Origin of the sequence: Solemya velum gill symbiont (assembly GCF_002020255.1) — a bacterium.
Classification (GTDB): Bacteria; Pseudomonadota; Gammaproteobacteria; order Chromatiales; family Chromatiaceae.
The window spans coordinates 312,142-330,137 of sequence record NZ_MPQG01000001.1; the positions used below are offsets into that span (position 1 = coordinate 312,142).

Here is a 17,996-nt window from a genome sequence, read left to right on the forward strand (position 1 = left end):
ATTTATTTCATCAGGATTTGAACGAAACTTTTCCACAGGTTGGCACTCTAATCAACCGAGTGCTAAAATAGGCACACAGAAAAGAGGTGTACAAATGTCAAAATCAAATGCAATTGCGTTAAACCTGCCGACCGGAAGCATGGAAGCTTACGTCAGCGCTGCATTTCAGCTTCCAATGCTGTCAGCAGAGGAAGAACGCGACTATGCGATCAAATTACGTGATCATAATGATCTCGACGCTGCGCGGGCACTCGTTATGTCACACCTGCGCTTCGTGGTACGAGTTGCACGCGGCTACTCTGGCTATGGTCTGCCACAGCAGGACCTGATCCAGGAAGGTACCGTCGGCCTGATGAAAGCCGTCAAACGCTTTAATCCAGACAATAATGTCAGGCTGGTCTCCTATGCAGTACACTGGATTCGCGCGGAAATGCACGAATACATCCTGCGCAACTGGCGCATCGTCAAGGTGGCAACTACCAAGGCGCAGCGCAAACTGTTCTTCAATCTGCGTAGCGCGAAGAAACGTCTCGGCTGGCTCAATCATGAAGAAGTTGTGGGTATAGCCGAGGATCTCGGCGTGAAGCCTGAAACCGTGCTGGAGATGGAAAAACGCCTCTCTGCACATGACCTGCCATGGAATGCACCATCTGATAGTGACGATGAAGAGGCACACTTCTCACCATCTAGCTGGTTGCCCGGCAATACGCCGGATCCTGCCACCGAGATTGAGCGTGCAGACACCACTGCAGCGCGTGAGAAGGCCCTTGCTGAAGCGTTGGCACAGCTGGATGATCGCAGCCGCGAAATTCTTGCTGCACGCTGGCTCAGTGAGCAGAAGATGACGCTGCAGGACCTCGCCGCACAGTACGGCATCTCTGCAGAGCGTGTTCGACAGCTCGAAAAGAGCGCCATGCAGAAACTGCAGCAACTAGTCGATCTCGACTAGGCCTGCATGACACTACAGCCCAAAAAAGGACGTCATTGGCGTCCTTTTTTATTACCCGATTGATTGTCCGAGCATGCCAATCAAGCCGCATTTTTTCTTTTTTGGTGGCTTCTTTATTCCCCTGATTTTACGGCTTGTCTCGACCAGTTCATGGATCATCGGCATCAGGACGACCTCCAGGGCATGGGTCAGCTTGCCGCCCGGAACCACGATCGTATCCCTGCGCGACATGAAGGATTCCGGCAGCATACTCTTCAACCTGACGAAATCTACCTGCGTTCCATCCCGAAAACTGATAATCAACAGGCTTTCACTATCTGTCGGATAGACAGGCATGTTGAAAGGATCCGAGGTATCAACAGCCGGAACCAGCTGGAAATTAACATGGGTACGACTGAACTGGGGCGTGATGTGGTTCACATAATCACTCATCCGGTCAATTATTGACTGCCGCACCTCAGCCTTCGTGTAGCCTCGCATGGAGGTATCACGCTGTATCTTGCGAATCCATTCGAGGTTGATATTCGGCACGATTCCGATCAGCAGGTCCGCGTACTGGGCAATATCGATATCATCGCTGATCGCACCTCCGTGTAAGCCACGGTAATAGAGCAGATCACTCTTCTTTTTCATCATCTTCCATGGCGAAAAGGTGCCCGGTTCCTGCCCCATGGCATCTGCGTGCTCTTTCGAGTGCAGGTAATAGCGATAGACGCCCGTCCCGGTCACTGCGTACTGAAACAGCAGAGACTCGAGCTTGTCTAGATGGTTACCCTCGGGTCCGAAATGGGTCAGGCTCCGCCCTTCCTGCTTCGCCCTCAAGAGCTCTTCCTGCATTTCTGCACGGGTATAGCGATGAAAAGCACTCCCCTGGATATAGACAGCCTTGACACGTTCCCTGCGGAAAATATGCTCAAATGCTCTCGTGATAGATGAGCTACCGGCTCCGGATGATCCGGTAACGGCAATAATCGGGTGCTCCCTGGACATTAGAATTTCCTGATATTCACAACTTCCCTATTTCTAGCATGGTTTCATGGTTGATTACAAACCCGATGACCTGTGCAAAGGAGTCTCCCCTGAAAATTAAAAAAGGGCGCAAAAGCGCCCTTTTTCAAGATACAACTGCCTCAATCAACCAAAAATGATGACCGACAGGAAGCTCAGCCATGCAAAAATGATCAGGCCGATGGTGAATGTGAGAGGAAAGTTTTCAAAATTAAACAATTGCCGCATGATTGCCAGCTCCGTAACTTAGGTTTCTGAATTCTGTTCATCTGTCTGCTTCTTCTCTTGCACATAGTCATGCGGAACAAGCGGATCATCGTCATCCATAAGGATGCGATAGGCAGGACCTTCAAGATCCTCGTACTGGCCACTCTTGATGGTCCAGAGAAAAAAGAGTACCGCGACAGTCATGATGACCACTGCCAGGGGAATCAATAAATAGAGTATGCTCATGTCGCCCTCGTCTGTTGGCTGTTTCCGGTGTGACGCAATCGCAGGGCGTTGGTAACGACCACCAGTGAACTTGCTGACATGCCAAGTGCCGCCATCCAGGGCGCAATCATGCCCGATGCCGCAAGTGGCAAAGCTACAATATTATACATCAGTGCCCACAGCAGGTTCTGCCGAATAATCACCAGCGTGCGACGTGCAACTTTGAAACCACTGACGAGGTGCGAGAGATGATCAGAGAGCACAACAAGATCTGCAGCCGCATGCGCCAGTTCTGTTCCGCCGCCCATGGCGACTGAGACATCTGCACCCGCCAGCACCGGCGCATCATTCACCCCGTCACCGACCATGGCGACAATCTTTCCCTGCTGCTGTAAGCGCCTGACATAGGCAAGCTTGTCGTCGGGTGAGGCCGAGAAGAGCACGTTTGAAATACCCAATTCAGCGGCAACTCTTGTAACCGGTTCCCTGCTGTCTCCTGAGAGCAGATGTGGCTCTACACCCAATTCCCTGAGCGCTGCGATAACCTCTGCTGCACCCTTGCGCAACTCATCACTAAGTTCAAAGCGCGCAACCAGGCCCGCTTCATCTGCAAGCCAGATACCTGCTGCACCATGCTCCTCCTGCTCAGCCGACACAGCACCCAGTTCAGAAACAAAGCGAAGCGAACCAATACGATAGCGCTGTCCATCAACGACGCCCTCGACGCCTTCTCCCGGTCTGGAGACGATTTCGCCTGCAGGCATCGGATCTCCGGCCTTGATTGATATAGCCCTTGCAACAGGATGCTCCGAACGTGCTTCAAGTGCTGCGGCGATATCAAGCGCAGTGCTCTCGCTGACATCAGTCAATGTAACGACACGGGTCAGTTCAAGGCGTCCCTTGGTCAGGGTTCCGGTTTTATCGAATACAACATGCGTCGCCTTGGCGAGTGTTTCGATTGCATGCCCGCGTGTCGCCAGCAGGCCCAGCCGGGTCAGGGTTCCGGTTGCTGCAGTGATCGCGACCGGGGTTGCCAGTGACAAGGCACAGGGGCAAGTCACAACAAGTACAGAGAGTGTCACTGCAAAAGCGTGCTGCGCATCATGCATCCACCACCATGTTGCGACCAGTGCTGCAATGATCAGTACTGCAGCGACGAACCATCCAGCGATGCGATCGGCAAGACGCGCGATTTGCGGCTTTTCCGCCTGCGCACGTTCGAGCAGCTGAACGATACCGGAGATAACCGTCTCCTCACCCACCCTGTCGATTTCAAACACCAACGGGCTTTCAACATTAAGGCTGCCGCCAACCAGTCGGTCACCCACTTTGCGCACCAGCGGCAGACTCTCACCCGTCAACAGGGATTCATCAACGGAGCTAACTCCTTCTACGAGGACACCATCTGCCGGGATGGTCTCGCCGGGACGTACGACAACCCTGTCACCGGCAATCAATTCAGTGACCGGAACCAGCTCTTCATTTCCGTCGGCAGAGAGTCGTGCTGCAGTTGCAGGCAACAGGCGCACCAGCGCTTCGGCGGCCTGCCCTGCCCGATGGCGTGCGCCCATCTCGAGATAACGCGAGGCAAGCAGAAAAAAGGCGAACATACAGACAGAATCGAAGTAGACCTCGGTTCCACCGGTTACGGTTGACCAGACACTGGCACCAAAGGCACCGCCTATGGCTATCGAGACAGGGACATCCATTCCCACCTGTTTATGCGTTATATCGCGCCAGGCGTTTTTGAAAAAACCGAGTCCCGCATAGAAGACCACGGGAATGGTAAGAAACATGCTGACCCAGTGCATAAAGCCCTGCATCTGCTCATCCATTCCGTAGAACTCGCCGGAGTAGAGTGCCACTGCAAGCATCATCACCTGCATTGCACCAACCCCGGCAATCGCCATCTTGCGCAGCGCGAGACGCTTCTCCTTGCGCTGAATCTCTTCCTGCTTACCCGGATCAAACGGGTGCGCGATATAACCGATGGCAGCGATCGCCTTGAGAATATCACTCAGCTGGATACGTGATTCATCCCATTCAACGCGGGCGCGATGGGTTGAATAGTTCACATCAAAGTTCAGAACACCATCGAGGGCGCGCACGTGACGCTCATTGAGCCAGACACAGGCAGCACAGGTGATACCCTCAAGAATCAGGGATGCACGACGCTTGTCATCTTCATCCACTTCAACAAAGCTTTCCTGCACCAGCTTTTCGTCATAGAGGGAGAGACGCTGCAGCTGCTCCGGAATCAACTCCTCCGGTCGTTGTGACGGTTCGGTGCGGTGGTCGTAAAAGCTCTCCAGGCCTCCGGCAACTATTGCTTCTGCCACTGCCTGGCAGCCATGACAGCACATATCCCGCTGCTGACCACGAATCTCAACCTGCAGGTTGATATCTTCAGGGACCGGCAGGCCGCAGTGAAAACATGGATGCTGTGTTTCGTCGTTCAAGTTCAGGTTCCCGCCGTAGCAACCGAGGTCGTTGCCTGTATCTCGTGAGTATCACCTTGCCTGTCAATTGTCACAACCAGGTTCCACACACCCGGCAAAGGCATCTCCAGCTCCACCACGTAAAAGCCCGGTGAATCCGGACGCATGCTGAAACTGAAATCATGCTCGCTATTCGAGGGACGAATAAAGGTTCCGGAGACTGTTGCCCCACTAACCGGTTGATCCTCTGCATCACGCACTTCAAGAAGAAACAGCTGTGGCTGGCCGACAACGGGGGCTGTACGCCAACCTTTCCGGACCCGCCATCCACGTGCCTGCTGCTCTTCTACCTGCTTGAGGTATTGATTGTAGAGTGCCTCTTTCTTCTGGTAGTCATATGGAACTGTACCGGGAAAACGTGAATCAGCAACCTGCGCTGATTTGGGCTGTGGAAGCAGTTTGGCAAAAATTCCGGTAATGCCTGTCTCCGCAAGGCCAACAAAGGTCACGTTAACTGCAATCACCATGGCAAAGAAAGCAACGATAATCGCCGGTCCCCAGTGCCAGCTTGTTCCCGAACGATGACCGACAATGCCGAGTACATAGGCGAGTACGACAAAAATACCGAGCTCGATGGCAAACACATCACCACCACGCCAGTTCAGCAGCGTCCACGGGATATGCACGCCAATCACTGCGAGAATCAGGACAACCGTCATCGCCTTGCTATCGAGCCTGGTGAGAAAACGCAGCACCAGGTAGAGCAACAGTTCCAACAATACACCGAGTCCAATTACAGCAAGTAATCCTGTTGTATTCATATCAGCTGCTCATCTCAGGGTGTGGTAAATACGGCATTCTGCATAAACTCCTGCAGGTCATCCCGTTTGAAAGGTGTAGCTCGAAAGACAAAAGAGTGAGAGCCTTCACCAAGAAGGTCCGGATGACTCCGGACGCGTGCCGTCAGGCGCAATCTCTGCTCAGGCGCAAGAATGATTGCCTGAAATTTTCCCATATCCAGTTCAGCGCCGGGCAGACCGTCAAGCGAGAAAGCCAACATCAGGTTGGCACCCGTCTTGTTGTTCATCTTGATTTCGTAGCTGTTCTGGATACGACCATCAGAGAGCGTCACAAACAGAGGCTGGCGTACTTGCGAAATCGTCATATCAAATTTCTGTTGGTGAGAAACACTCCACACCAACGCCGTAACAATGATCATTAGTACAGCAAAATAGCCTAACACCTTTGGTCGCAACAAGCGTGCACGCTTACCTTCACTGACCTGGCGCTCGGAAGTGTAGGCGACAAGACCGCGCGGCCACTCAAGCGAATCCATAATGGTGTCACAGGCATCGATACACAGGGCACAGGAGATACACTGAATCTGCAGGCCATTTCGAATATCTATTCCTGTAGGGCACACCTGCACACAGTAACCGCAATCGATACAGTCACCCACACCGGCCTCGGCTCTCACCTCGCGAGTTTTCAGATTGCGCCCTGCCCTTGCGCGTCCCTTATCACCTTCACCACGTTTTGCATCGTAGGAGACGATCAGCGAGTCGCTATCAAACATGGCGCTTTGGAAACGTGAGTAGGGACACATATAGGTACATACCTGCTCGCGTGCATGCCCTGCCATGACATAGGTTGTCGCTGTCAGGAAGAGTGCAGTTGCATAAGCCGCAAACGGCGCCTGTAAGCTGAAAAAGTCTCCGAACAGTTCAGGAGCATTGCCCCAGTAGAGCACAAAACTGAGCCCCGTAATAAAGGAGAACAGTAGCCATAACAAATGTGTTGTACTGATTTTGAGAATTTTTTCCGCATTCCACTTCTGTTTCGACAGACGGATACGCGCAGGACGTTCGCCCTGTACCAGCCGCTCAACCAGTACAAAGACATCGGTCCACAGGGTCTGGAAGCAAAAATAACCACAAAAGACACGCCCGGCAATACCTGTGACAAAGAACAGAAGATAGGCCGCGAGCATCAGGAAACCGGCAAGCCAGAAGATATCCTGCGGATAAACAGTGAGGTCAAACAGGTAGAATTTACGCCCGACAAGATCAAACAAAACAGCCTGATCACGACCGGTGTCACGCTCCCAGCGTAGCCACGGAAGCAGGAAATAGACTCCGTAGGCAAGCGCAAGTATGCCCCACTTAAGGTCACGAAAACGCCCCTTCACCGAACGCGGGAAGATCGATTTACGTGCCTCGTATAGATGCTCTACCGGTTGAACCTGCTCATTTTCCATTAGTTAATCTGTAGCTAGTCAATATATGTTTTTCGGTCTCATCGAAACAATACAGGGAGTGATGTCAACGACGCCACTCCCTGGAAGCTAATAGCAGGCAGAACTTGCCAGCCCTGCCGAATCAATCAGCTGATATACTTACTCACCGCCGCCCAGCTCGTGAACGTAGAGTGTCAGCAACTTGATTTGCTCCACACCAAGACGACTCTTCCACTGCGGCATTTGGCGTGTTATGCCATTTTTGATCACACTCTTAACAGCAGCGACCTTGCCCTCTTCCTTGACTGCGCCCGGCACATTGGCAACTGTCCATACTGCATCTGTGAGGTTCGCTGCACCCTGTGACTTGAGACCAGTTCCATCTGTTCCATGACAGTAGTAGCAACCGCCTTCCTGGCCCTGGAAAATCTTCTGACCTGCTGCTGCCTTGTCGGTTTCGACAGAGTGACCTGACAGGCCCAGAACGTAATTTGCCAGCTGCTCGAGCTTCTCATCATTGAGACTCTTGCCGAACGCCGGCATAAATCCATTACGGCCGTGCGTGATGGTCTGCTCGATCTCGGTGGTAGTACCACCCCACAACCAGGCATCGTCAGCCACATTGGGGTACAGACCGAATGCCTGTTCCGGCAGGTCTCCACCAGGCCCGTGGCAGGCTGCACAGTTATCAGCAAATACAACCTTGGCCATCGAGTTGGCAAAAGCCATCATGTCAGGATCACTGAGGATCTCTTCATAGCTGGCAGCGTTAACTTTCTCCAGGTATGCCTTCTGCTTGAGGGCCTCTTCTCCCGTCTGCATATCCTCGATCAGCAGTGAGCGCGTATTCCAGTGCGTGGTTACTTCTTCTCCGGCACTATTCTGGAAGGTGATGGTGTTACCCACGCCCTTGGTGAAGGTATTCGCATATGGCCAGGTTGGATAGATTATCCAGTAACCCAGGGAGAAAATGATGGTTGCATAGAAAGTCCATATCCACCAGCGCGGCAGCGGGTTATTGAACTCCTGCAGGTCACCGTCCCAGGCATGACCGGTTGTCTGTACTGCTTTACCCTGTTGCTGTGTATTGTTGTCACTCATGATGATTTACCTTGTTCATCTTCTGTGTCACTGACGTCATCATCTGCAAATGGAATGTACTTATACGACTCGAGGCGCTGTTTGCGCTTCTTGCCGGTAAAGACATAGACCAGGATGCCAATGAAGGTGAAGAAGAAGATCAACAGCGCTATTGGCTTGCTGTACTCCATCGATGTCATCCATTGCAACCATGCCGGCATTATGATTTCCCGTCAGTTTCTCTGTTTGTAACTCGTTCGATCGGATTTCGATCAACGAAACTCTGCAAAATAGCCTTCGTCGTACTTGCTGAAATCAACAAGCGTACCCAGCAATTGCAGGTAGGCGACCATTGCATCCATCTCGGTCAGGTTGGAACGATCACCATCGTAGTTTCCAGCCTGCGCCTGGGCGATAAGATTCTTTTCCGCACTATGAATATCAAGCATCTTTGCCGCTTCTTCACCAAATCGCTCAACATTGGCCTGGTACTCCTCATCTGTATCAGAGTAAGGAACACCAACCATCTTCAGCGCTCGCAGCTTGCCCTCGATGTCCGAGGTGTTCAGCGCTGTTTCAGAGAGCCATGGATAGTTCGGCATAATCGATTCCGGAACAACCGAGCGTGGCGCCTCGAGATGCTGTACATGCCACTCGTTGGAATACTTTTCACCAACGCGTGCAAGATCAGGCCCGGTACGCTTGGAGCCCCACTGGAACGGATGGTCATACTGTGATTCAGCCGCCAGCGAGTAGTGACCGTAACGAAGAAGCTCATCGCGGAAAGGACGGATCATCTGCGAGTGACAGGTATAACAACCCTCTCGAACGTAGATATCACGGCCAGCCTGCTCAAGTGGCGTGTAAGGGCGCACGCCCTCGACTTCCTCGATGGTCTCATCGATATAGAAGAGAGGTACAATTTCGACCAGTCCACCGATACTGATAACCAGCAAGGTGAGACCGATCAGAAGGCCAGCGTTGATTTCAATACTTTCGTGTGCAAAACGGAATTTCATGATCAAGCTCCTACCTTAGCCATCTTGGCCGCAATTTTCGCCTCGATTTCAACCTGCTCGCGCTTCGCCGTACGAATTGTCATGAAAACGTTGAACGCCATAATCAAAATACCGGCTACAAAGAAAATTCCACCCAGCATACGTGTCACCAGTGGCACGTGCATGAAGGAGACAGATTCGATGAATGTGTAGGCGAGGTTGCCGTAATCATCGAATGCACGCAGCATCAGACCCTGACCAATTCCTGAAATCCACATCGCAGTGATATAGAGAACGATACCGATGGTCGCCAGCCAGAAGTGAGTGTAGACAAGTTTTTTGCTCCACAGCCTGGTATCCCAGAGACGCGGAATCATGTGGTAGAAAGAGCCGAAGCTGATCATCGCAACCCAGCCAAGTGTACCAGAATGAACGTGACCAATTGTCCAGTCAGTGTAGTGCGACAGGGCATTGACACTCTTCAGTGACATCATCGGGCCTTCAAAGGTCGACATGCCATAAAATGCCAGCGATGTGATCAGGAACAACATGATCGGATCGGTACGCAGTTTGTCCCATGCGCCAGAGAGAGTCATGATGCCGTTAATCATGCCGCCCCATGAAGGCATCAGCAGCAGGATTGAGAAAGTTGCAGCAAGCGACGAAGTCCAGTCAGGTAGTGCAGTCCAGTGCAGGTGATGCGCACCAACCCACATATAAAGGAATGCCAGCGCCCAGAAGTGAACGATCGACAGACGATAGGAGTAGACGGGACGTCCTGCCTGCTTGGGCACAAAGTAGTACATCATGCCGAGGAATGCTGCTGTGAGGAAGAATCCTACTGCATTATGGCCGTACCACCACTGTGTCATCGCATCCTGAACACCCGAGAATGCACTGTACGACTGCAGGCTGAACATGCTGACTGGAACTGCCAGGTTATTGACAATATGAAGAATCGCAGTTGCCAGGATAAATGACATATAGAACCAGTTGGCAACATAGATATGCGGCTGCGAACGACGCATCAAGGTTGTCACGTAGACATAAAAATAGGCCACCCATGTGACCGTGATAAGAAGATCGATCGGCCAGACAAATTCTGCATACTCACGTCCCTGGGTATAACCGTTGACATAGCCCAGCACACCGAGAAGAACAGATGCCTGCCAGCCCCAAAAGGTAAAACCGGCCAGCATGTTGCTTGAGAGTGGTGTCTGACAGGTGCGTTGCACCACGTAGTAGGAGGTTGCAAACAGTGCGCTTCCACCAAAACCGAAAATAACCAGCGTGGTATGCACTGGACGCAGGCGCCCGAAGGTTATTGCCGGAGTGTCAAAGTTCAGAAAGGGAAACGCCAGCTCTGCAGCAATGTAGGTACCGGCAAACATGCCCAGTATGCCCCACACCAGTGCCATAACAGCGAATCGCTTTATGATGTCATAGTTGTACTGCGAATCCGCAGCTACAGCCTCTTGTGCCATGAGTACACCTCAATGCGTTAAAAAAATAAAACCTCTCCACGACTGCAGTCGAAACTGCTGCCGCCTCTTGTTCTTCGTTATTTGCTTGAACAGTGATGTTCAGGCTTTACCCGGCAGACCCAACCTCCGGATAGCCGAGAGACTTGAGCGTCTCGGCAACCTGCTGACGTTCGGATTCATTCAGATCGAATAGCAGGCGACCAGTGTCGATATCAACCTCGACCTTGTCGTCAAACGCCTTGCGTATGATGCTGGCGCATCCGCCACACCTGACATTTTCAACATCAATTGAGAAAGGCAATTGCATCACCTACGTGATTGATTAGCAAAAAATGACACAGTTACAACGTAACTGGATCCGGAACGCGCCAATAATATTAGATTTTTCTAACACAGTCAAAAGCAGCGCGCCAATTCTAAAGGAGAAATCCCGTTAAAAAAACCGCCCTCATTATAATGCTGCAGTGCATTAATACAAATTAACAAATTCGTACGTACGGATTTGCTTATATAACAAATTTGCCTGCGTCAATACCAAAATAAGCCTTTTTAATTGCGTTATGTCAAAAAAAATGGCATAAACACCTCACCAAAATAGCATTTGGCTTCTTTTGATGCCTGGCGGACAAAAAAACAGACATTAGTATGGGGGCGTATATGCCGATGTGGCATAGCGATGTTTCAACATCGTCAGAGAAATTCGTTATACGTCCGAATCGCTCTACAACTGGCAAGGGAATCGCTCTTCTCCTGCTCGGAGTAGGAACCATCACTATTGGTGTGGCTGTTCGCTTCTGGTTAATTGGAGCCTGGATGGTAATGCCATTTGCCATACTTGAAATGCTTGCACTTGGTTATGCATTCGTAGCAGTTGAACGCAAGACCCGATTCTGCGAAACCATTGAACTGGATGAAGAGACAGTCTCGGTGGTACAGAAGAACTGGAATGCAACGAATGAGTGGAAGTTTCCAACATACTGGGTAAAAGTCATATTGGATTTCGACTCTTCAGGATGGTACGCAAGTCGCCTGTACCTGCGTTCGCATGGCAAGTTACTGGAAATCGGTGCATGCCTGAACGAGGAAGAGCGCCAGGAGCTTACGCAGCATCTTAGAAACAGAATTACAGGTTGCCTGACCTGAACCAACTTAAAACGACAAGGCTGGCCAGGCAACAAGCTGGATAAATTAAAAAAATACCATTTATTTTTAGGGGGAGGTTGTATGTCAATACGCACAAAGGGCGGCATCCGGGCTCCGCAATTTTCACCATCACAGGTGATGCATTTGCGGACTGGACGCTGAACCTGCCGGAACCGGTTTCACCAGTCACGCGGGAAATCTTCAACCTGCACATGCTCACTGCCACCGTTGCACTTGTCATCATGGTGATCGTGACTGCAGTTATCATCTATTCACTGTGGAAGTTCCGCAAATCAGCAGGCTACGAGGCCGACCAGAACTTTCACACCGGCTGGTTTGGCAAATGGTCCTGGGTTTTGGTGCCTGTTGTCGTTCTCGGTATTGACCTGAGCATTGCCGGCAAGGCAACCAAAGTCTTCTCTCTTGTTGAAGACACCACGCCTCCCGAACTGACCCTGAAAGTCACCGGCTCGCAGTGGAAATGGACATACGACTACATGGAAGACGATATTCAGATCGTTTCCAACCTCGACCGTGACATAGCCGAAAGCGAAGACACCTACCTGCGCGATGTCGACAACAAGGTGATACTGCCTGTCGATACCCGCATCCGCTTCCTGCACACGGCAACCGACGTACTGCACGCCTGGTGGGTACCTGCCCTGGCCTATAAGAAAGACGCAATCCCGGGCTACATCAACGAAACCTGGGCGATTATCGAAAAAGAGGGCATCTACCGTGGCCAGTGCGCAGAAATCTGCGGTACCGGACACGCCTTTATGCCAATCGTTGTCGAGGCAGTCAGCAAAGAGAAATACGCTGCATGGGTAGACGGCAAGAAAGAGGCAGCTACTGCCGCTCTTGCTGAAGCCAGCGCCGATAAGACCTGGAGCATGGACGAGTTGATGGCACGTGGTGAACAAGTTTACAACACCGCCTGCGGAGCTTGTCACCAGCCTACAGGCCTGGGACTACCACCTGCGTTCCCGGCACTGAAAGGAAGTGCATTTACCACCACAGGTGAAATCAGCGCACATCTGGATATCATCATCAACGGCAAGCCCGGCACAGCAATGGCTGCCTGGGGTGCGCAATTGAATGACCTGGAAATTGCCGCAGTCACGACCTACGAGCGTAATGCCTGGGGTAATGATACTGGTGACATGGTACAGCCTGCCGAAGTCAAGGCGGCTCGCAGCAATAACAAATAATAGAGAGAATGATTGATATGAGTACTGAAGCTATTCACGCCGACCACGATCATCATCACGCGCCTTCAGGCATTGGCCGCTGGCTGTTCAGCACCAACCACAAGGACATAGGTACCATGTACCTGATTTTCTCCCTTGTGATGCTGTTCCTGGGAGGCGCATCAGCCATGATGCTGCGTGCAGAACTATTCACACCCGGACTGCAGATACTTGATCCGGACACCTATAACAACCTGCTGACGAACCATGCACTGATCATGGTGTTCGGCGTAGTCATGCCCGCTGCTGCCGGTATGGCCAACTGGATGATACCGATGATGATCGGAGCTCCGGACATGGCGCTGCCAAGACTCAACAACCTGAGTTTCTGGATTCTGCCGTTCGCTGCCATTATGCTGATCATCTCCATGATTGCCCCTTACTTCCCTGGCGGAGGCACACCGATCAATACCGGCTGGACACTCTATCCACCACTATCGGTACAGGTCGGCATGGGAATGGACTTTGCCATCTTCACGGTCCACCTGCTGGGTATCTCCTCGATCCTGGCGGCAATCAATATCATCACCACGATCGTCAACATGCGCGCACCGGGTATGACCTACTTCAAACTGCCGCTGTTCGTCTGGTCATGGCTGCTGACTGCCCTGCTGCTCATCATGATCATGCCGGTACTTGCAGGCGGCGTTACCATGCTGCTGTTCGACCGTCATTTTGGCACCGCTTTCTTTGACGCTGCCGGCGGCGGCGACCCGGTACTGTTCCAGCATCTTTTCTGGTTCTTCGGACACCCTGAAGTCTACGTACTGCTGCTCCCGTCTATCGGCATCCTGGGCATGGTCGTCCCGACCTTCTCGCGCAAACCACTGTTTGCATACAAGCCTCTGGTCTACTCCATGATGATGCTGACTGCACTGGGTATGGTCGTTTGGGCGCACCACCAGTACACCGTCGGTATGTCAGAGGCTGTTACGACATACTTTATGATAGGTACAATCCTTATCTCGATTCCGGTCGGCTACATGCTGTTCAGCTTTATATTTACCATGTGGCGTGGAGCGATGACATTCGAGACGCCGATGCTGTTCGCGGTCGCCATCGTGTTGATGTTCAGCTTCGCGGGCGTTACCGGCGTCATGCTCGCCGTTGTACCCGCTGACCTGCAGTATCACGATACCTATTTCGTGGTGGCACACTTCCACTACGCATTGATACCGGGTTCGCTCTTCGGTATCTATGCTGGCGTCTTCTACTGGCTGCCGAAGTGGACCGGCCACATGTATAACGAAACCCACGGCAAGATCTTCTTCTGGTGGACGACGATCTCCTTCAACCTGACATTCTTTGTCCAGCACTTTTCCGGACTGGCAGGTATGCCGCGCCGTATCGTTGACTACAGCCCGATTTTCGCCGAGTTCAACATGATCTCTTCAATCGGAGCTTTCTCCTTCGGTGCTTCGCACCTGCTGTTCCTGTATATCATCATCAAGACAGTCAAGGGTGGTGAGAAGGCCTCGGACAAGCCGTGGGAAGGCGCACAGGTCGGCACGCCGGGACTGGAATGGACCCTGCCTTCACCACCACCGTTCCACAGCTTCACAACACCACCGGCAATCAAGTAAGAACACCCCTCCTCCCTCGCGGGAGGAGGGATGCCCCACAGAGTATGAAATGATGAATAATGACGAAACCAAGCAGAAAAACAATATCCGCATTGCCTTGTTGCTGGGTGGTATTGCACTAGTCCTCTCGTTGATGACGCCCCTGCTGATGCTTCGTGATGGTGTTGGCTCTTGAGCAACCAGCCAAAATCCAATCGTAAACTCGGCCTCGGACTCGCTTCCATTGTCGTCGGTATGTTTGGTTTTGGTTTTGCGATGGTTCCACTCTATGGCCTGTTCTGCGACATCACCGGTATTAACAGGGCTGGTGGTACCGGAAGAGTAGCTGTTAGCGATGTTACGATGCTGGGCGTTGACCATGATCGTAAGGTTCGTGTCGATTTTGACTCCACGCTAAATGCCGGACTCAACTGGGAAGTGACGCCACAAACCACGACTCTCGAAGTGCATCCGGGCAAGGTCTACGATGTTTCATACAGAGTACGCAACAACAGTGATCATGCAGTTGTTGCCCAGGCAATACCCAGCATCACGCCCTGGCAGGCAACTGAACATTTCAATAAAACCGAGTGTTTCTGCTTCGAACAGCAGACACTGCAACCCGGGGAGAGTGCAGATCTCGGACTGCGTTTCGTTCTGAGCCGCACACTTCCCGAGAAGTACAATACTGTAACCCTGTCCTATACCTTCATGGATACCAACAGGGACAAAATGATAAGAAACGCCGTATCGGCTCGTTAACAGTCCGAATGGCATAAAACAGAGATTAACCGGATAACCATAATCAAGGTTGAATTGGGGAATAATATGACAACAACATCAAATGACGACTACTACATCCCGGAACCGAGCCGCTGGCCCCTGATTGGTGCTGCAACAGTATTCACCTTGCTGTTCGGTGTTGTACTCTGGCTCAACAGCTGGGTCGCAGGTCCATGGATCATGCTGGCTGGTGCTGCAAGCCTGGCGTTTCTTTTCAAAGGCTGGTTCGGCGATGTCATCAAGGAGAACCTCTCCGGTAGTTACAATGGACAGGTCGACAGTTCTTTCAGGCAGGGCATGTTCTGGTTCATTACATCAGAAGTATTCTTCTTCCTGACCTTTTTCGGTTGCCTCTACTACCTGCGCAACATCACCCTGCCCTACCTGGGTGGTGAAGGCTACCTTGCCACTTCCAACATTCTGTGGGAGGGATGGACCTACACATGGCCACCGCTGCAGCTCCCTGATGCAACCAACTATGTCGAAGCCAAGGAAGCAATGGGGCCTGGCGGCATTCCGCTGTGGAACACCATCATCCTGCTGAGTTCAGGCGGAACCCTGACCTGGGCACACTGGGCATTAAAGAAAGATGACAATAAACAGCTGGTACTCGGTCTTGCCGCAACAATCCTGCTGGGTGTCATCTTCTTCATCCTCCAGGCAGTCGAGTATGGTCACGCCTACGCTGAAATGGACCTCACCCTGGAATCGGGCATCTATGGCTCCACTTTCTACCTGTTGACCGGCTTTCACGGTTTTCACGTCACGGTTGGTGCCATCATGCTGATGGTCATCCTGGGACGAGCCATGAAAAACCACTTCAGTTCGCACAACCACTTCGCATTCGAAGCTGTCGCCTGGTACTGGCACTTTGTTGACGTGGTATGGATCGGACTTTACATCCTGGTTTACTGGCTTTAACAGAAGGAAAAAACAACAATGCGCCGCCCGAGGGGGCGGCGCATTTTTTATTTTGAAGAAAGGATATTTACTGAATCTGGTGCGGAACAAGATTACCGCTGAAATACCCAACGAGAATCAGTCCGATCAAGGTAAATGAGAGTGCAACCCGAATCGTTAGAGAGGTAACAACACGATTCCCCTTGCCATCATCCTTGGCAAGAAAAAACATCCCTGATCCGAGGCTGGCGAGAATCAACACCAGGTTGATTATGATAAGAGTTTTAATCATAGCGTTTTATTAACCAATACGGCTTCAATTAACTTTTTCTAATATCCCAAGAGTATAAACCAGTTGCAGATGCAAAAATACAAATTCAGCCCCGGTATATTCGGAACAGTCATTACTCTCATCGGTGTGACCCTGTTCTGTAGCCTGGCGTTATGGCAGTTTGGCCGTGCAACTGAAAAGGAAGAGCTCCAGGAGATGATAGAGCAGCGCCTTGCCCAACCAGCCTTTTCATACAAGGGCGACATTCTCGACCTGAACGAGATGAAGTACCGCCTTGTCAGTGCAAAAGGGCATTTTGAATCCACGCACCAGCTACTGCTCGACAACATCGTTTTCGAGGGTAAGCCCGGATACGAGGCAATTACGCCGTTTCGTCTTGAAAACGGCTCCTATGTACTGGTCAACCGAGGCTGGGTCCCACAGGGCGCCTACCGTGACCAGTTGCCCGATATCGACTTGCAGGCCCGGCCACGTACAATCACCGGCCGGATTGAACAACACAAGTCACGCCCGGTTGTTGGCGGCGACACCCCCAGAACAGATGCCAGTAACCGCTGGAGATATGTTGACACCGAACTCTTTGCTGAGGAGAGCGGTATCAGCACCCCCGGCTTCATTATCCGTCTCGATTCACAGGATCCTGACGCCTATCGCCAACAGGAAAGCCGTTTTGACGCCAAGGTTGGCATGCATATCGGCTACGCGGTCCAGTGGGCGGCTTTTGCACTTTTCGCCCTCGGCACATGGATTGGTGTAAGCTTCAGAACCCGAAACGGGAAACCGGAAAAAACCAGGAATGAGCTGACATAATGAAAACAACAGAATCACAAAGCCGCGGCCCTTTCTGGGCCCTGCTGGCACTAACGGGACTGCCGTTTATGCTTGCCCTCTATTTCTTCTACAATCCGGATATGCTGACTGGTCTGACAACAGCAAATAAGGGCCAACTGCTGACCCCTGCGCGCCAGGTACCGCAGATGACGTTACAGACCCTGGATGGCAAAGGATTTGATACTTCCGCCCTGAAAGAGAGCTGGGCGCTACTCCTCGTATCGCCAAGCGCCTGCGACACAGAGTGTGAGAAAAACCTCTTCCTCCTGCGCCAGATTCGTCTCGCCATGGGAGAGAACCGTAAACGCATCCATCGCCTGATGCTGCTGACGGACACAAATAACCTTGACCAGCTAAAGCAACAGCTGGAACCTTACGAGGGCACCCGGGTGATCACCGGCTCACCAGATGACAGGCAGCAACTGCTGTCGCTGCTTGAAACAGGTGACCTGCCACCCAATGGACGCATCTTTACGATCGACCCGCAAGGAAAAATTATCCTGGCTTATGATCTTGATCCAAACTGGAAAGATATTCTCAAGGACCTCGAGCACCTTCTGAAGGTTGTACAGCTATGAACAGCCTGCTGCTGAACATGACTAACCCCGAG

20 protein-coding genes are annotated in these 17,996 nt (G+C 51.9%); 9 read left to right on the forward strand and 11 right to left on the reverse strand.

What is annotated here, in order from left to right:
• The first annotated feature begins 94 nt into the window (after positions 1-94).
• Complete coding sequence (gene rpoH / locus BOW06_RS01455) at positions 95-949, forward strand: RNA polymerase sigma factor RpoH (protein ID WP_078452803.1); 855 nt, start codon at positions 95-97, stop codon at positions 947-949.
• 51 nt (positions 950-1,000) lie between these two features.
• On the opposite strand, the gene BOW06_RS01460 is transcribed toward rpoH, so the two are convergent.
• The 10 genes from BOW06_RS01460 to BOW06_RS01505 form a co-directional block, all read right to left on the reverse strand.
• Positions 1,001-1,939, reverse strand: a complete 939-nt coding sequence (locus tag BOW06_RS01460; protein ID WP_078452802.1) for a phosphoribulokinase — start codon at positions 1,937-1,939, stop codon at positions 1,001-1,003.
• 264 nt (positions 1,940-2,203) lie between these two features.
• Positions 2,204-2,410, reverse strand: coding sequence for a cbb3-type cytochrome oxidase assembly protein CcoS (gene ccoS, locus BOW06_RS01465; RefSeq protein WP_043118111.1), 207 nt, complete (start codon positions 2,408-2,410; stop codon positions 2,204-2,206).
• Positions 2,407-4,848, reverse strand: coding sequence for a heavy metal translocating P-type ATPase (locus BOW06_RS01470; RefSeq protein WP_043118110.1), 2,442 nt, complete (start codon positions 4,846-4,848; stop codon positions 2,407-2,409). Before BOW06_RS01470 ends, ccoS begins: the two co-directional genes overlap by 4 nt.
• A gap of 2 nt (positions 4,849-4,850) precedes the next feature.
• Positions 4,851-5,648 (reverse strand): FixH family protein, encoded by a 798-nt coding sequence (locus BOW06_RS01475; RefSeq protein WP_043118108.1) that lies wholly within the window; start codon positions 5,646-5,648, stop codon positions 4,851-4,853.
• A gap of 14 nt (positions 5,649-5,662) precedes the next feature.
• The gene (ccoG, locus tag BOW06_RS01480) at positions 5,663-7,084 is read right to left on the reverse strand and encodes a cytochrome c oxidase accessory protein CcoG (protein ID WP_078452801.1); all 1,422 of its coding nucleotides are present in this window, start codon (positions 7,082-7,084) and stop codon (positions 5,663-5,665) included.
• Between the two features lie 138 nt (positions 7,085-7,222).
• Positions 7,223-8,164: a cytochrome-c oxidase, cbb3-type subunit III gene (ccoP, locus tag BOW06_RS01485; RefSeq protein ID WP_043118106.1), complete on the reverse strand. Its 942-nt coding sequence runs from the start codon at positions 8,162-8,164 to the stop codon at positions 7,223-7,225.
• A complete protein-coding gene (locus tag BOW06_RS01490) occupies positions 8,161-8,364 on the reverse strand; it encodes a cbb3-type cytochrome oxidase subunit 3 (RefSeq protein WP_043118105.1) in 204 nt (67 codons plus the stop codon). Before BOW06_RS01490 ends, ccoP begins: the two co-directional genes overlap by 4 nt.
• Before the next feature lie 51 nt (positions 8,365-8,415).
• On the reverse strand, positions 8,416-9,162 hold the full coding sequence (gene ccoO, locus BOW06_RS01495) for a cytochrome-c oxidase, cbb3-type subunit II (protein WP_043118103.1): 747 nt from the start codon (positions 9,160-9,162) through the stop codon (positions 8,416-8,418).
• 2 nt (positions 9,163-9,164) lie between these two features.
• Complete coding sequence (ccoN, locus tag BOW06_RS01500; RefSeq protein WP_078459466.1) at positions 9,165-10,625, reverse strand: cytochrome-c oxidase, cbb3-type subunit I; 1,461 nt, start codon at positions 10,623-10,625, stop codon at positions 9,165-9,167.
• 106 nt (positions 10,626-10,731) lie between these two features.
• Positions 10,732-10,926, reverse strand: coding sequence for a heavy-metal-associated domain-containing protein (locus tag BOW06_RS01505; RefSeq protein WP_162181114.1), 195 nt, complete (start codon positions 10,924-10,926; stop codon positions 10,732-10,734).
• A gap of 356 nt (positions 10,927-11,282) precedes the next feature.
• Between BOW06_RS01505 and BOW06_RS01510 the strand changes: the two genes are divergently transcribed.
• From BOW06_RS01510 to BOW06_RS01530, 6 genes are all read left to right on the forward strand, one after another.
• A complete protein-coding gene (locus BOW06_RS01510) occupies positions 11,283-11,768 on the forward strand; it encodes a DUF2244 domain-containing protein (RefSeq protein ID WP_043118098.1) in 486 nt (161 codons plus the stop codon).
• A gap of 77 nt (positions 11,769-11,845) precedes the next feature.
• Entirely contained in the window at positions 11,846-12,979 is a 1,134-nt protein-coding gene (gene coxB, locus BOW06_RS01515) for a cytochrome c oxidase subunit II (protein ID WP_078452798.1), read from the forward strand.
• Positions 12,980-12,996: 17 nt separating this feature from the next.
• Positions 12,997-14,601 carry a cytochrome c oxidase subunit I gene (locus BOW06_RS01520; RefSeq protein WP_043118758.1) on the forward strand — a complete coding sequence of 535 codons (1,605 nt, stop codon included), beginning with the start codon at positions 12,997-12,999 and terminating at the stop codon, positions 14,599-14,601.
• 52 nt (positions 14,602-14,653) lie between these two features.
• Positions 14,654-14,776 carry a hypothetical protein gene (locus BOW06_RS13170; protein ID WP_256857647.1) on the forward strand — a complete coding sequence of 41 codons (123 nt, stop codon included), beginning with the start codon at positions 14,654-14,656 and terminating at the stop codon, positions 14,774-14,776.
• Positions 14,773-15,342 carry a cytochrome c oxidase assembly protein gene (locus BOW06_RS01525; RefSeq protein ID WP_043118094.1) on the forward strand — a complete coding sequence of 190 codons (570 nt, stop codon included), beginning with the start codon at positions 14,773-14,775 and terminating at the stop codon, positions 15,340-15,342. The genes BOW06_RS13170 and BOW06_RS01525 overlap by 4 nt, the downstream gene beginning before the upstream one ends.
• 66 nt (positions 15,343-15,408) lie before the next feature.
• Positions 15,409-16,284 (forward strand): cytochrome c oxidase subunit 3, encoded by an 876-nt coding sequence (locus BOW06_RS01530; protein ID WP_078452797.1) that lies wholly within the window; start codon positions 15,409-15,411, stop codon positions 16,282-16,284.
• A 67-nt stretch (positions 16,285-16,351) separates the two neighbouring features.
• Here BOW06_RS01530 and BOW06_RS01535 read toward each other — a convergent pair whose 3' ends face one another.
• Positions 16,352-16,555, reverse strand: coding sequence for a twin transmembrane helix small protein (locus tag BOW06_RS01535; RefSeq protein WP_043118092.1), 204 nt, complete (start codon positions 16,553-16,555; stop codon positions 16,352-16,354).
• A 69-nt stretch (positions 16,556-16,624) separates the two neighbouring features.
• Between BOW06_RS01535 and BOW06_RS01540 the strand changes: the two genes are divergently transcribed.
• Positions 16,625-17,365 (forward strand): SURF1 family protein, encoded by a 741-nt coding sequence (locus BOW06_RS01540; protein ID WP_043118089.1) that lies wholly within the window; start codon positions 16,625-16,627, stop codon positions 17,363-17,365.
• Positions 17,365-17,964, forward strand: a complete 600-nt coding sequence (locus BOW06_RS01545) for an SCO family protein (protein WP_043118086.1) — start codon at positions 17,365-17,367, stop codon at positions 17,962-17,964. Before BOW06_RS01540 ends, BOW06_RS01545 begins: the two co-directional genes overlap by 1 nt.
• Positions 17,965-17,996 lie beyond the last annotated feature (32 nt).

Coding starts and splice junctions, on each gene's coding strand:
- rpoH (WP_078452803.1), top strand. CDS start 95: ATGTCAAAATCAAATGCAATTGCGTTAAACCTGCCGACCGGAAGCATG.
- BOW06_RS01460 (WP_078452802.1), bottom strand. CDS start 1,939: ATGTCCAGGGAGCACCCGATTATTGCCGTTACCGGATCATCCGGAGCC.
- ccoS (WP_043118111.1), bottom strand. CDS start 2,410: ATGAGCATACTCTATTTATTGATTCCCCTGGCAGTGGTCATCATGACT.
- BOW06_RS01475 (WP_043118108.1), bottom strand. CDS start 5,648: ATGAATACAACAGGATTACTTGCTGTAATTGGACTCGGTGTATTGTTG.
- ccoG (WP_078452801.1), bottom strand. CDS start 7,084: ATGGAAAATGAGCAGGTTCAACCGGTAGAGCATCTATACGAGGCACGT.
- ccoP (WP_043118106.1), bottom strand. CDS start 8,164: ATGAGTGACAACAATACACAGCAACAGGGTAAAGCAGTACAGACAACC.
- BOW06_RS01490 (WP_043118105.1), bottom strand. CDS start 8,364: ATGCCGGCATGGTTGCAATGGATGACATCGATGGAGTACAGCAAGCCA.
- ccoO (WP_043118103.1), bottom strand. CDS start 9,162: ATGAAATTCCGTTTTGCACACGAAAGTATTGAAATCAACGCTGGCCTT.
- ccoN (WP_078459466.1), bottom strand. CDS start 10,625: ATGGCACAAGAGGCTGTAGCTGCGGATTCGCAGTACAACTATGACATC.
- BOW06_RS01510 (WP_043118098.1), top strand. CDS start 11,283: ATGCCGATGTGGCATAGCGATGTTTCAACATCGTCAGAGAAATTCGTT.
- BOW06_RS01520 (WP_043118758.1), top strand. CDS start 12,997: ATGAGTACTGAAGCTATTCACGCCGACCACGATCATCATCACGCGCCT.
- BOW06_RS13170 (WP_256857647.1), top strand. CDS start 14,654: ATGAATAATGACGAAACCAAGCAGAAAAACAATATCCGCATTGCCTTG.
- BOW06_RS01530 (WP_078452797.1), top strand. CDS start 15,409: ATGACAACAACATCAAATGACGACTACTACATCCCGGAACCGAGCCGC.
- BOW06_RS01535 (WP_043118092.1), bottom strand. CDS start 16,555: ATGATTAAAACTCTTATCATAATCAACCTGGTGTTGATTCTCGCCAGC.
- BOW06_RS01540 (WP_043118089.1), top strand. CDS start 16,625: ATGCAAAAATACAAATTCAGCCCCGGTATATTCGGAACAGTCATTACT.
- BOW06_RS01545 (WP_043118086.1), top strand. CDS start 17,365: ATGAAAACAACAGAATCACAAAGCCGCGGCCCTTTCTGGGCCCTGCTG.